General features: G+C 71.3%; 11 protein-coding genes. 9 read left to right on the top strand and 2 right to left on the bottom strand.

Features of this window, described 5'->3' with window-relative positions:
- The first annotated feature begins 35 nt into the window (after nucleotides 1-35).
- From STRCI_RS04075 to STRCI_RS04045, 7 genes are all read left to right on the top strand, one after another.
- On the top strand, nucleotides 36-1,076 hold the full coding sequence (locus STRCI_RS04075) for an alpha/beta fold hydrolase (RefSeq protein WP_269657432.1): 1,041 nt from the start codon (nucleotides 36-38) through the stop codon (nucleotides 1,074-1,076).
- Nucleotides 1,073-2,665, top strand: coding sequence for a VMAP-C domain-containing protein (locus tag STRCI_RS04070; RefSeq protein ID WP_269657431.1), 1,593 nt, complete (start codon nucleotides 1,073-1,075; stop codon nucleotides 2,663-2,665). Before STRCI_RS04075 ends, STRCI_RS04070 begins: the two co-directional genes overlap by 4 nt.
- On the top strand, nucleotides 2,662-3,774 hold the full coding sequence (locus tag STRCI_RS04065; protein WP_269657430.1) for an AAA family ATPase: 1,113 nt from the start codon (nucleotides 2,662-2,664) through the stop codon (nucleotides 3,772-3,774). Before STRCI_RS04070 ends, STRCI_RS04065 begins: the two co-directional genes overlap by 4 nt.
- Nucleotides 3,775-3,777: 3 nt before the next feature.
- A complete protein-coding gene (locus tag STRCI_RS04060) occupies nucleotides 3,778-7,248 on the top strand; it encodes an SAV_2336 N-terminal domain-related protein (protein ID WP_336298788.1) in 3,471 nt (1,156 codons plus the stop codon).
- Nucleotides 7,249-7,297: 49 nt separating this feature from the next.
- Nucleotides 7,298-7,573 (top strand): hypothetical protein, encoded by a 276-nt coding sequence (locus tag STRCI_RS04055; RefSeq protein WP_336298787.1) that lies wholly within the window; start codon nucleotides 7,298-7,300, stop codon nucleotides 7,571-7,573.
- Between the two features lie 75 nt (nucleotides 7,574-7,648).
- On the top strand, nucleotides 7,649-9,706 hold the full coding sequence (locus STRCI_RS04050; protein ID WP_269657429.1) for a galactose-binding domain-containing protein: 2,058 nt from the start codon (nucleotides 7,649-7,651) through the stop codon (nucleotides 9,704-9,706).
- 38 nt (nucleotides 9,707-9,744) lie between these two features.
- The gene (locus STRCI_RS04045; protein ID WP_269657428.1) at nucleotides 9,745-10,356 is read left to right on the top strand and encodes a TetR/AcrR family transcriptional regulator; all 612 of its coding nucleotides are present in this window, start codon (nucleotides 9,745-9,747) and stop codon (nucleotides 10,354-10,356) included.
- On the opposite strand, the gene STRCI_RS04040 is transcribed toward STRCI_RS04045, so the two are convergent.
- Together STRCI_RS04040 and STRCI_RS04035 are read right to left on the bottom strand one after the other, a co-directional pair.
- Entirely contained in the window at nucleotides 10,351-10,872 is a 522-nt protein-coding gene (locus STRCI_RS04040; protein ID WP_269657427.1) for a hypothetical protein, read from the bottom strand. The two genes, STRCI_RS04045 and STRCI_RS04040, sit on opposite strands and share 6 nt — an antisense overlap.
- A gap of 74 nt (nucleotides 10,873-10,946) precedes the next feature.
- Nucleotides 10,947-11,462, bottom strand: a complete 516-nt coding sequence (locus tag STRCI_RS04035) for a hypothetical protein (RefSeq protein ID WP_269657426.1) — start codon at nucleotides 11,460-11,462, stop codon at nucleotides 10,947-10,949.
- Between the two features lie 103 nt (nucleotides 11,463-11,565).
- Between STRCI_RS04035 and STRCI_RS04030 the strand changes: the two genes are divergently transcribed.
- Nucleotides 11,566-12,348, top strand: a complete 783-nt coding sequence (locus tag STRCI_RS04030; RefSeq protein ID WP_269657425.1) for a cyclase family protein — start codon at nucleotides 11,566-11,568, stop codon at nucleotides 12,346-12,348.
- Entirely contained in the window at nucleotides 12,348-13,964 is a 1,617-nt protein-coding gene (locus STRCI_RS04025) for a thiamine pyrophosphate-binding protein (RefSeq protein ID WP_269657424.1), read from the top strand. The genes STRCI_RS04030 and STRCI_RS04025 overlap by 1 nt, the downstream gene beginning before the upstream one ends.
- Nucleotides 13,965-13,982: the final 18 nt, after the last annotated feature.

Genomic DNA, 13,982 nt, shown 5'->3' with positions numbered 1-13,982 from the left:
GTCAGCACGGAGCTCACGCGACCGAGGAGCAGGAGTTGGGGGAAGCCTGGCTGGGAGTCGTGCTCGTGCACGGGTTCAACTCCGCCGCGACCATGTGGGAGCCGCTGCGCCGGCTGATCGGCTCGGACGACGACCTCGCCTTCGTCGACACCCTGCCCTTCGCCTACGCCACCGGCCTGTGGGCCGTGGACCCGCGTCGCCGCTTACCCGGCATCGACACGATCGCGGACAGTCTCAAGGAGTTCCTCGACACCGAGGCGGGCCCGTACCGCCGCCTGCTGCTGATCTCGCACAGCCAGGGCGGCCTCGTCGTGCAGCGGCACCTGGCCCGGATGACGGCCGAAGGGCGCGGCGCCGATCTGCGCCGTATCGACCGCGTAGTGATGCTGGCCTGCCCGAACAACGGTTCGGAGATCGCCCTGTCGCTGCGCCGCCCGCTGTTACGGGGCAACCTGCAGGAGCGTGAACTGCGCCCGCTGCACGAGCGGGTGGCCGAGACCCAGCGCGCCGTCCTGCGCGACATCGTCCACGCGCGCGAGGTGACCGAGCGCACCTGCCCGATTCCCTTCTCGGTGTACGCGGGGGAGAGCGACAACATCGTCACCCCGGCCTCCGCGCGCGGCACCTTTCCCGACGCCGCCGTCCTCCCGGGCGACCATCCCGGCATCGCCCGCCCCGACAGCCGTGACCATCGCACGTACACCACGCTGAAACGCCTGATCCTGCTCGCGTCTCCCGACGCCGGGCGGCCGGACCTGCGCCCTTCTCAGGATCTGCGCCCCTTCCCGGACACCTTCGCCGTCGTCGCCCTCGCCGAGCGGATCCCGGACATGGACGACCCCGCCTTCCGCCGCACGGTCGTCAGCCAGATGCGGCGTTCCCTCGCGCCCGACAGCGGCTTCTCGGCCGCGTACAAGGAGCACCCGCGAGACCACCTGGTGGAGATCGTCGAGCGCTGCCGTTCGCACCGCGACGCCCGCCGCGCCCTGCTGACTTTCCGGGACGTGATCACCGCGCTGCGCCCCGACGAGGCCGCCACCGCCGAACTGCGCGCGCTCATCGGCGAGCACCGGTGAAGACGCGCACGGGAGTCTCCGGAGACAGCGGCCCCTGGGAGGAGCCGTCCGGCTGGAGCGCGTATGACATGGAACGGCTGAGCGCGAGCCTGGCGGCCTTCTCCGATCTGGACGACCCCCACTTCTTCCGCCAGGTCTGCTCCATGACGGGCCGACGGCTGGGGCGGTTCACGGTGCAGTATCACGCCGATCCACGCAGCCAGATCCTCGCACTGGTCGAGACGATCGACCGGTTCCAGGAGCGGGGCAGGGCGCTGCGGGCACTCGCCGACACCCTGCGCTGGCTCCGGGGTGAGGAGGCCGCCATGACGGAACTGGAGGCCCTCGTAGCGGAGTTGGCGCCAGAGGGCCGTCTGTCGGGCACCCGGCTCCAGACGATCGTCGAGTGCCTCGACGCGATGCGGACCACGGTGTCGCTCGTCGTGGCGCACGACGCGCTGCGCAGGGCCCTGCTGCCGGGCGAGCCCTCGGGCCTGCGGGGTACCGAGGACGTCTGCTCCATGGTGCGCAGGCTGAACGACGCCAAGGAGCCCGCGACCGGGGCCGGCACGCGGGAGCCGCTCGTTCTGCGCTTCCTGGCCGAACTGGCCGCCTCCGTGCCCAAGGAGGCGGCGGAGATCCTGCGCAGCCACCTGCTGCTCGCGGCCCATGACCTGGACCTCCCCTCGCCCGTCCGCGACGCGCTCCTGGGCCGCCCCGACGCCGCGGCGGCGCACGTGGAACGCCGCGTGCTGCAGATCCGCCTCGACGAACTGGCGCCCGGCTCACAGCAGTACACGGTGGAGGCGGCCCTGTTCGACTGGACGGAGGACGGCCTCTGCCAGCTCTTCAGACGGGAGTGCGATCGGGTCTACACCGTGCGCGAACTCCAGCAGTGCGGCAGGACCTGTCTGGTCGACTGGGAGGACCTGGTCATCGGACTGGACGCGGCGGACCACGCGCACGCGGAGTTCCTGCTGCCGTGGTCACTGCTCGCCCACCCCGTCGAGCGCTGGCTGACCGACGACCAGGGCTATCTGCTCGGCCACAAGTACCCGGTGATCGTGCGCTCATTGGACCGCATACGACGACGCTCATGGCACCGCGACTGGAGACGCCGGTGGACCGTGCTCCGGGGATCCGGGGCGCCGTGCGAACCCCAGGGCCTGCTCGGCTGGCTGGCCCTGGACGCCGCCGCGACCCTGGAGGAGCACGGGGAGGTGCTGTACCTGCGGGGACGCGACGGCGAGGTGCGGGCCTGGCTCGACGACCACCCGGACAGCGCGGGCATCGCCCTTGCCTTCCCCTACGACCACGGCGACCCCCGGGGTGCGCTCGCGCTCCAGGAGGCCGTGTGCGAGGGCGTGCCGTTCATGGTGTGGCGGCGTGACGAAGGCGACCCCGCCGAACTCGCCGCACGGCTGCACGAGCCCGCACGGGACCGGTTCGCCGATCTGCCCACCCGTATGCGGCAGTGGCGGCGCGGCGTCCCCCGTGACGACGAGACGGACATGCACAACCACCTGACGCTGTTCTGGGACGACCCGGACTGCGTCCAGCGGGAGGGCCCGCTGAGCGTGCCCGGACGGACGAGGGAGTCACAGACATGACCACGGAGGGCACCACCGCCCGTGTCGCGCCGCCGGCTCCGCCCGGGGAACCCGAGCCCGGCTGGTGGATCTACCGCGGCACCGCCGAGCCCCATGACGGCATCCACCGCCTGCCACCACCCCCGCCGTGGCGCTCCTTCAGCGGGGAAGCGGACGACGACTGCCTGCTGGACCCGCCGCAGGGCACGGCGGCACCCGGCGTACGCGCCCGCACCCGTGGCGCCGCCCACTACCAGGCGGAGCGGGAGGAGATCCACCTCGTCAACATGGCGCTCCTGCTGCGCCGACCGCTCCTGGTGACCGGCCCCCCGGGCGTGGGCAAGACGACGCTGGCCTACAGCATCGCCAGGGAGCTGCGACTCGGTCCCGTGCTGCGCTGGTCCGTGAGCAGCCGGACCACGCTCAGGGAGGGGCAGTACGAGTACGACGCCATCGGACGCCTTCAGGACGTCGGCCTCAGCGGCCGGTTCGCGGACACGCAACCACGGCGCGAGGAAGCTCCGTTGGCCGGTGAAGCGCCCGAACCGCTCGACGTCGGGCACTACTTGCGCCTCGGCCCCTTGGGTACCGCCCTGCTGCCCTGGCGCCGTCCCCGGGTGCTGCTCATCGACGAGATCGACAAGAGCGACGTCGACTTCCCCAACGACCTCCTCCATGTCTTCGAGGAGGGCGAGTTCACCGTTCTCGAACTCGCCCGACTGCACCAGAACACCGCGTCGGTCATGACCGCCGACCCGGGCGGATGGGCGGAGCTGACGCACGGCCAGGTGCGCTGCCACGACTTCCCCTTCGTGGTGATGACCAGCAACGGCGAACGCGAGTTCCCGCCCGCCTTCCTGCGGCGCTGCATCCGCCTGGAGATCCGCCGCCCGGACCGGGCCAAGCTCGCCCGGCTGCTCGCCGCCCACCTGCCCGAACCCGACGGCCCCGAGTCCCCGGCGCGGGCCGCCCTGATCGACGAGTTCCTGCGCAGGCAGGAGCGGGACGGCTCCGAACTCGCGGGCGACCAGCTCCTCAACGCGGTCCGCGTGGCACAACAGGTCTGGAACGACCCGGAGGAACGCGCACTCGTCGTCGATCACCTCCTGCGCCCCCTCAACGAAGGCTGACCGGTGGACGAGGACCTGGCCGCGGGCTTGAGACGACTCATCGGGGGCGAATCCGACGCGTCCGATGTGTCCGCCGTCTCTGCCGTCTCCGCCGAAGACCTGGCCGACGCGTTGTGGGTCGCGCGGTTCGCGGGGCGGGGGGAGTGGGCTGACGAATCCTCCGGTGCGGAGGCCACGTCGGCCGATGGCGAGGATCGTCGGCCCCCGACGCCCACGGCCCGTCCTGTACCCGGATCCGGCACCGGTCCGCACGACACTCCTTTGCACGCCGCTGTGCATCCTCGGCGGGACGACGCTGCACCGGGCATGCGCCACCCGGGACCTGGACTCGCGGCCGCCCCAGTGCGGTTGGGGCGCGAGCGGTCCCTGGCCGAGATGCGTGCGCTCGGCCGGGCCCTGCGCCCGCTCAAGCGCGTACGAGGGTCGGCGGAACGGCAGTTGGACGAGGAGGCGACGGCACGGGCCATGGGTGAGACGGCGCTGCTGCTCCCGGCTTGGCGGGCGGGGCCGGAGCGCCGGTTCGAGGTCGACCTGGTGATCGACATCGGGCCTTCCATGGTGATCTGGCGCCAACTGGCCTCGGACGTACAGGGGTTGTTCGAAGGGCATGGCGCGTTCCGGGTGGTGCGCACCCTGTGTCTGGACACCGTGGACGGTTCGATGAGGCTTTCCTGGTCCCGGCGCGCGGGGCGCGGAGCAGCGCCCCGAAGCGTCGCTCCGGAACGGCTCGCCGATCCGACGGGCCGCAGACTGATCCTGCTGCTGACCGACGGCATGGGCCCCCTCTGGGACAGCCCCGCACTCGACGCGGCGCTCCGGCGCTGGTCGCGCACCCAGCCGGTCGCCGTCCTCCAGGTCCTGCCGCACCGACTCTGGCATCGCACCCGCCTCACCACGGAAGCCGTGTCCGCCCGCGCGATCGCACCGGGCGCCACCACCCCGGCCTTCAAGGCACGACGAAATGGCGGTCGAACTCAGAGCTGGGTGCCCGTACTTGAGCTGGCCCCCGACTGGATCGAGCCCTGGGCGAAGGTGATCGCGGGGACGGCCGCCGGATGGACGCCACTGTGGGCGCTACCGGTCGGGCGGGGCCCGAGCGGACGACCGCCCCGCCGACGCCCCAAGTCCGCCGACACCGCCGAGGAGTTGGTCGAGCGTTTCCGGGGAGAGGCATCCGTCAGCGCCTTCGAACTGGCCGGGTATCTCGCCGCCGCGCCCCTCGTACCGCCCGTGATGCACCTCGTGCAGCGCACGATGATGCCGCGGTCGAACTCCGCGCACCTGGCCGAGGTTTTCCTGTCCGGGCTGATCGCCCCGGCGGACGACGACCTCCGCCCCGGCGACGATCCCGACCTGCTGCTCTACGACTTCCTGCCCGGAGTGCGCGAGGTGCTGCTCGCCACCCTGACGCGGCGGGAGTCCATGAGCGTGCTCGACGTCATCGGCCGAGTCTCCGGGAAGGTCGCGGGGCGGTTCGGCGGGAGCTTGAGCTTTCGGGCGCTCGTGCCGACGGTCGAGGCGGGTGGGGAGTGGCGGATCCCGGCAGGCAGCGCGCCGTTCGCGCGGGTGGCGGCGGGGGTGCTGGCGAGCTTCGGGTCGGAGCATCGGGCTGTCGCGGAGGCTCTGACCGGTGCGGCGGAGGAGCCGCCGATGCGGGCGGGCGGTTCAGACGCTCCTGCCCGGGCGATGAGGAGCGCCGCCCTGGCCCGCGCGGCAACGGTTAGCCTCCACCAGGCGTCGGCCGGAGCCCCGTTGCTGGGCAGCGGCTTCTTCGTCGCGCCGGGATGGGTGCTCACGTCTGCCGAGGTCGTGCCGGGCGGACGAGGGTCCGTGGTCCAGATTGATCACGACGGTCGATTGATCCACGGGACCGTGGAGTGGCGACAGTCTTCAGCCAGGTACGGCAGCGAATCCGTCTCCGGTCTGGCGCTCATCCGGCTGTGGGACGCTCCTGACCACGCCTGTGTCTGGCTGACCGAGCGCACGATCGACTCCCTCTTGGAAGAGGTGGCCTACTCGGGGCGCCACCGCCACCGAGCTGAAGTGGTGGGAGTGAGCAGACGCTGCCCTGTCCGTGGTCGAGTCGGCGATGGCGGCGTGCTGGTCCTGGAACCGGAGGCCGCTCCGGCCCGGAGTGCCGCCGGAGGTCCTGTCGTCGATCCGGTCAGGGGCGAGGTGATCGGCGTGCTGACCGCCCGCCGTGGGGGCGAGAAGGCGGACTTGATGGTGCCCGTCACGGAACTGCGGCGTGACGCAGGGGACGTGTACCACGGTGTTGTGCGCGCCCATGACACCCACCACGCGGAGAATCCTGCGGGCTGGCGCTACGTACTCAGCGACGTCGGGACCGGCTCCTGGGCTCTCACTCCCGACTGGCGCATCGCACTCCTGCGCCTGCTGGCTGAGCTCCAGCCGCCCGCGAGCACCGCGAGCCTGGAGCGCCTGGTCCGGAGACTGGACGGGCCTCGCCGGTACACATTGCCACCCCGGGCATGGCGGGACGGGCTCGGCCTGCTCTACGACCTTCCCGGGCTCGGCGGCCTCGAAGCCGTGCTCCGCTACGTTGTCCGCGCGGCGACCGCGGAACCCGGGACCGACGCCGCGCTGCAACTGTGGGCCTGGGTACAAAGCATGTCCGCCCGAGCCGGACTGCTAGGGGACTTTCAGCAGATGCTGACCGAGGAGTTCGGCAGGCACTCGGATGCACGCGGGCCCGGTCGGACCGTCCTGCTGGAGATCGTCCAACGTGGCTGGGAGCCGGAACACTGCGACTGGTCGGTGTCGATCAGCAGGGGCGAGGACTGGACTCGGTTGGAGTCGGGCGAACGCTCGACCCTGGCCGAACTGAGCATCTCCCTCCGGGCTCCGCTGGCGGAGGCGATGCGTCGGTGCGACGGACCCGACCAGCCGGCCGTCCTGGAAGTCGCCCTCCCGGCGAATCTGCTGTCGTTGGACGTGGACACCTGGCCTCTGGACCGCGCCGGGGGACTGGCGCTGGGTGCCACCCGCCCTGTCGTCATCCGGTGCGCGGACCGGGACCTGGCCCCCGGCTGGGACGAGGAACGCATGCGGCGCTGGTCCACCCTGCATCACCGGCCGCCGGTCCCCACGGTCCTGGATGCGTCCGTGACCGGCGAGAACCTGCTGCGCTCGCTGCCGCCGGACGCGCTGCCCGTGCTGTCCGGAAGCAGGGACGCAGCCCTTCGCGCACTCCTCGAAGCAGGCCTCCCGATCGCCCTGTGGCGGCGCGACCATGACGTTCCCAAGGCGCCGACCAGTGAGTTCCGCCAACGTGTCCAGCACGCGGTGGAGGGCCTGACGAGCGCCGCTGAACTCCCTGACAGGTTGCTCTCCCTGCGCAAGGAGCTGGCCGCACACAGTCCGGACGCCTCCTGGGCCGACGGACTGACGCTCTTGTACGACGACCCGACCTCGCCGCTGCCCGACGACGGCGACCTGTTGGAAGCCCCTTGAGCCGGGCCCCGCCCGCTACGTTGCTCCCATCCTGCACCTGCCCGCCCGGGTGTACGGAGCGGACGCGGATCTCGGCACCCTGGAGGAGAGCAAACTCGCCGATCTCATGGTGGTGGACGGGGATCCGTTCAGTGACTTCGACAGTCTGATCCGGACCGTGGCGGTGCTGCGCGGAGGTCTGCACATCGAGCAGTCGGCGCTGGTGGGCGCCTTCGAGGAGACGTCGCTCACGGGGGACTGGCAGGCCGTCAGCCGCCAGTTGCGGCGTGACGGTTGCTGCGATCCCGCATCAGGTCACTTGTCCCGGACTCTTGACTCGGTTTGAGCCAGTCGCCATCCTCGACCCACACATTGGGCTGGCCATGACAATTCCGTCAGGCGGTTCCAGGAGGGGTGATCCATGGCTCGTATCCCGTACCGCAGACGCAAGGACGTCACCGTCGCCTCACTGCTCCTCCTGGTCCTGGCCCTGCTGCTGGGCCCCGCGCCGAGCTCGGCGGCCGGGACCGACTGGTGGCTGCCGAGCGCACGGCCCACGCCCGACTCACAGATCAACGTCACCGGCGAGCCGTTCACCGGCACCAATGCGCAGGGCGAGGTGCGGGGCTTCGCCGACATCCACAACCACCTGTTCTCCAACGAGGCGTTCGGCGGCCGGCTCATCTGCGGCAAGACCTTCTCCGAGGCCGGTATCGCCGACGCGTTGAAGGACTGTCCCGAGCACTATCCCGACGGCTCGCTCGCCATCTTCGACTTCATCACCAACGGCGGCGACGGCAAGCACGACCCGGTCGGCTACCCCACTTTCAAGGACTGGCCCGCCCATGACTCGCTGACCCACCAGCAGAACTACTACGCCTGGGTGGAGCGGGCCTGGCGCGGCGGCCAGCGGGTCATGGTCAACGACCTGGTCACCAACGGCGTGATCTGCTCGGTGTACTTCTTCAAGGACCGCTCCTGCGACGAGATGACCTCGATCCGCCTTCAGGCGAAGCTGAGTTACGACCTCCAGGCCTACGTCGACAAGATGTATGGCGGCACCGGAAAGGGCTGGTTCCGGATCGTCACCGACAGCGCTCAGGCCCGCCAGGTCATCGAGCAGGGCAAGCTGGCGGTCATCCTCGGCGTGGAGACCTCCGAGCCGTTCGGCTGCAAGATGATTCTCGACATCGCGCAGTGCAGCAAGGCGGACATCGACAAGGGCCTGGACGAGCTTTACGACTTGGGCGTGCGCAGCATGTTCCTGTGCCACAAGTTCGACAACGCGCTCTGCGGCGTCCGCTTCGACTCCGGCGCGCTCGGCACCGCCATCAACGTCGGCCAGTTCCTGTCGACCGGCACCTTCTGGAAGACCGAGGAGTGCACCGGCCCGCAGCACGACAACCCCATCGGCAACGCCGCGGCCGCCGATGCCGAGGCCAAGCTCCCGGCGGGCGTGGACGTGCCCTCGTACGCCGCCGGCGCGCAATGCAACGTGCGCGGGCTGACCGACCTCGGTGAGTACGCGGTGCGGGGCATGATGAAACGCAAGATGATGCTGGAGATCGACCATATGAGCGTCAAGGCCACCGGCCGGGTGCTCGACATCTTCGAGGCCGAGTCCTACCCCGGCGTGCTCTCCTCGCACAGCTGGATGGACATGGACTGGACCGAGCGGGTCTACGGCCTCGGCGGCTTCATCGGCCAGTACATGCACGGCTCCGAGGGCTTCATCGCGGAGGCCGACCGCACGGAGGCGCTGCGCGACAGGTACGGCGTGGGCTACGGCTACGGCACCGACATGAACGGCGTCGGCGGCTGGCCGGGACCGCGCGGAGCGGACGCCCCGAACAAGGTGACGTACCCCTTCAAGAGCGTCGACGGCGGGTCCGTCATCGACAGGCAGACCACCGGGCAGCGCACCTGGGACCTGAACACCGACGGCGCCGCCCACTACGGCCTGGTCCCGGACTGGATCGAGGACATCCGCCGGGTCGGTGGCCAGGAGGTCGTGGACGATCTGTTCCGGGGTGCCGAGTCCTACCTGGACACCTGGGGCGACTCCGAACGGCACCAGTCCGCGGTGAACCTCGCCAACAAGGTGCCCGCCGCCGCCAGTTCGGCGGAGTGGAACCCGTTCACCAGCTACGCGCCCGGCCGGGCCGTCGACGGTGACCGGGGCACCCGGTGGGCCAGCGACTGGAGCGACGACCAGTGGCTGCGCGTCGACCTCGGCGCGACCCACCGGGTCGGCAGGGTCACCCTCGACTGGGAGCGCGCCTACGCCAAGTCGTATCGCATCGAGCTCTCCACCGACGGCACGAGCTGGCGGACCGCCTGGTCCACCGCCTCCGGTGACGGCGGCCTGGACACCGCCCGGTTCACCGGCACACCCGCCCGCTACGTCCGCGTCCTCGGCCTGGAACGCGGCACCCAATGGGGGTACTCACTGCACGAGGTGAGCGTCCACAGCAACTGAGCGCCGGTACGCACACGAGGGACTCGAGGGACACGCACATGGCACGCAGGCCGTCGGCAGAACGGCGTCAGCAGCTGACGGAAGCGGCGATCAGGGCGATGGCCCGGGACGGCGTCGCCAGGACGACGACCCGGTCCATCGCCGCCGAGGCCGGCGTGTCCCTCAGCGTCTTCCACTACTGCTTCGACTCCAAGCAGGCCCTGATCGAGTCCGTCATCACCACCATCACCGACCACTACGTCACCCTGGTGAAGGACGCCCTCCGGCCGCGGGCCACCCTCCAGGAGACCGTCGGCGCCGGACTCCAGGCCTACTGGGACCACGTCCGCGCCCACCCCGACGAGCACATGCTCACCTACGAACTCACCCAGTACGCCCTGCGCCAGCCAGGGTTCGAGCATCTCGCCCGACGCCAGCACGAGCTGTACCGCGACACCTATGCCGAACTCATCGAGGACCTGCGCCCCGCCATGGGGCTGCGGCTGAAGGTGCCCGTACCGGTGCTGGCGCGCTATCTGGCCGCCATGACGGACGGGTTGACCCTCAACTACCTGGTCCTGGGCGACGAGGAGGCGTGGGCGGGGGTCCTGGACACGGTCACCGCCCACATCGCCCATCTGGTGGACCCTGAAGGGCCCGAGGGGTCATGACGGGTCGCTGTCGCCGATCCACTTCAGCATCAGCGCCTCCCGCTCCTCGCGGCCGGGAGCCGCGGCACCGGCACGGTCACGGTGCCACAGGAGCAGCTCGTCGACAGGAGTGCGGCCGTCGACGAGCCGGTTGAGGAGGGTGCGGGAGAGCTCGTACTCCACCGGGCCGTAGATGCCACCGGCGACGGCGCTCAGCACGCTCACCTCGACCGGCTCGCCCGGCTCCTCCGCGGTGTCGATCCGCACGGTGAAGGCGGGCGGCAGCTCCCCGTCGCCGGTCAGCGCGACGACCGCGGCGTCGAAGGCCTGCGAGACCCAGCGCCGGGAGGCGGGCCGTACGGCCACGTCGGCGACCTCGATCCGCCGCACCTCGTCCCAGCTCCAGGTGCCGGTGTGCTCGATCCCCAGGGTCTCGACACCGTCCTTGGACAGCCGGACTCCGGCCGCCGTGCCCGCGGGCTCGGCACCGATGTACACCGAGTCCTCGGTGATCCAGAACAGGCCGACCATGGCCATGGGGTCCTCCTCGTGTTCGTCTCGGTGACTGAGACGGCGGGCGCGACGGTTCGGTTGCGCGCCAGGTCAGGCGGCTATTTCGGCAGCCATTCGGCGAGCGCGTCGATGAGCCGGTCCAGGGCGGGCTCCGTGACGGTGCGGTCGGTGACGACCGTGCGGCCGTCGATGCGCAGCGTGTACTGGAACATGTCCCGCGCGTCCATGTCCACGGTGAGGCCGGGGACTTCGGCGAGCGCCGGATCGCCGAGCAGGGTGCGCAGTTCGGTGAACTGGGCCTCGGTGGTGCGCCGGACGGTCGGCTCGCCCTTGTCGCTGGTGTACACGGTGCCGTCGGCACGCAGGATCACCGTCCGGTGCACGCCCGCGAAGCCGCCGGTGACGGTCATGACGACGAGCTTGGCGTCGGAGCGGCCCGTGGTGGGGACGGGAGTCGGGGGCGCGGACGACGAGGGGGCGCTCGTGGCCGGAGCAGGCATGCGGGAGGCCGTCGCCGTGGGGGCCTTCGCCGGACCGTCTCCGCCGTCGGAGGCGCAGCCGGTCAGGGCCGCGAGGCCCAGCGCCGCCGTCACGGCCGTACGTCTTCCGATCACCGGTTTCCCCCATCGGCCGATCGCCGCCGCCACATGGTGAATACCACGGAATCGATCCATCCTGGGAGTTCCGCGTGCTGTCCGGAGGCGTCTGGAGGCCCCCATGCCCGAACCGTCCGTCCTCGCGTCACTGGTGTCCGCGCTGCGCGAGGGGGCGATCGAGGTCGTCGACCTGACCGCGCCGCTGTCGGCGGCGACCCCGCTGATCCAGCTGCCGTCCGAGTTCGGGCAGACGGCGGCCTTCGAGCTCCAGCAGATCAGCCGCTACGACGGCCGGGGGCCGGCCTGGTACTGGAACAACTTCCGTACCGGCGAACACACCGGCACCCACTTCGACGCCCCGAACCACTGGGTGACCGGCCGGGACCTCGACGACGTGGCCTCGGTGCCCGTCCGCCGCCTCATCGCCCCGGCCGCCGTACTGGACTTCAGCGCCGAGGCGGAGCGGGACCCCGACTTCCTGCTCGAAGTCGACCATGTCAAGGCGTGGGAGGGGGACAACGGCCCCCTGCCCGACGGCGGTTGGCTGCTGCTGCGCACCGGATGGGACGAACGAGCCCAGTCGCAGGAGGAGTTCCTGAACGCGGACGAGAACGGCCCGCACACACCCGGTCTGTCCCCGCAGTGCGCGCGCTGGCTGGCCGAGGAGTCCGCGGTGATCGGGCTGGGGGTGGAGACCGTGGGGACGGACGCCGGGCGCGGGCACTCCTTCGAACCGGCCTTCCCCTGCCACTCCTATCTGATGGGCAACGACAAGTACGGGCTGACCCAGCTCCAGAACCTGGCGCTGCTGCCGCCGACGGGCGCCGTCGTGCTCGCTGGACCGCTGCCCATCGTCACCGGGTCCGGATCACCCGCGCGGGTGCTGGCGCTGGTGGAGCGCTGATGAAGGTCGCCGAGGCGGTCGGACGGGCGCTGGTGGGAGCCGGCGTCGCGCAGGTCTTCGGGGTGGTCGGATCGGGGAACTTCCATCTGACCAACGCGATGGTGGCGGCGGGCGCGCGGTTCGTGGCCGCCCGGCACGAGGGCGGCGCGGCGACGATGGCCGACGCCTACGCACGGACGAGCGGCACCGTGACGGTGCTCAGCGTGCATCAGGGCCCCGGTCTGACAAACGCCCTGACCGGGATCACGGAGGCCGCCAAGAGCGGTACCCCGCTGGTCGTCGCGGCGGCCGAGGTGATGGAGCCGCGGTCCAACTTCCATGTGGACCAGGAGGCGTTGGGGCGGGCCGTGGGCGCGGTCCCGATGCGGGTCGCCGCACCGGAGGACGCGGTGGGACAGGCGTGCGAGGCGGTACGGCGTGCCCTGCACGAGCGGCGAACCGTGCTGCTCAACCTGCCCTTGGAGACGCAGACTTCGGACGTCCCGGCCGACACGCTGGCGCAGGCCCTGTGGCCACTGCCGAGGGCGGCGGTTGAACCTTCGGCGGCCGATGTCGAAGCCCTCACGCAGGTGCTCGACGGTTCCCGGCGGCCGGTGTTCGTGGCCGGACGCGGAGCGCGCTCGCCCGGTGCGCGGGACGCCCTCGAAGCCCTTGCCGAGCACTGCGGGGCACTGCTGGCCACGTCGGCCGTGGCGCGGGGCCTGTTCCGCGGCGGTCCCTGGACGCTGGACGTCGCCGGCGGCTTCTCCTCGCCGCTCGCCGCCGAGCTGATCACCGGCGCCGACACGATCGTGGCGTGGGGCTGCTCCCTCACCGCGTGGACGACCCGGCACGGCCGCCTGATCAGGCCCGGGACGACGGTCGTACGGGTCGACGACGATCCGTCCGCGCTCGGGGACGTGATGGGCGATGTGGAGCTCACCGCGAGGCGGGTTCTGGAGGCGGCGAGCGGTGGCGGACGGGAGGGCTACCGCACCCCCGGGAACGCCGAGGCCCTGGCCGCCCGGGTGCGCTGGCGGGACGTGCCGTACGAGGACACGAGCACCCGGGAGCGGATCGACCCCCGCACGCTGAGCGTCGCGCTCGACGATCTGCTGCCCGCCGAGCGCGTCGTGGCGGTCGACTCCGGCAACTTCATGGGCTACCCGACCATGTACCTCTCGGTCCCGGACGAACAGGGCCTGTGCTTCACCCAGGCGTTCCAGTCGATCGGGCTGGGCCTGGCGACCGCGATCGGCGCGGCCCTGGCCCGCCCGGACCGCCTGCCGGTGGCGGCCCTGGGGGACGGCGGGGCGCTGATGGGGGCGGCGGAACTGGACACGGTCCGTCGCCTCGGCCTGCCGATGGTGGTCGTGGTCTACAACGACGATGCCTATGGGGCGGAGGTCCACCATTTCGGCGGGCACCCGCTCGACATCGTCCGCTTCCCCGAGACGGACATCGCCGCCGTGGCCCGCGGGTACGGCTTCGAGGCGGTGACCGTGCGCACGCGAGCCGATCTCAAGGCGGTGGCGGACTGGCTCGCGGGACCGCGCACGGCACCGCTGCTAGTCGATGCCAAGGTGGTGGCCGAGCGGGGGAGCTGGTGGCTGGAGGAGGCCTTCCGCGGCCACTGAGCCACCAGCCCCGGGTTC

This window comes from Streptomyces cinnabarinus, from assembly GCF_027270315.1.
GTDB lineage: Bacteria > Actinomycetota > Actinomycetes > Streptomycetales > Streptomycetaceae > Streptomyces > Streptomyces cinnabarinus.
The sequence above is the reverse complement of the archived record's forward strand: the minus strand, read 5'-3'. Positions and strand labels throughout refer to the sequence as shown.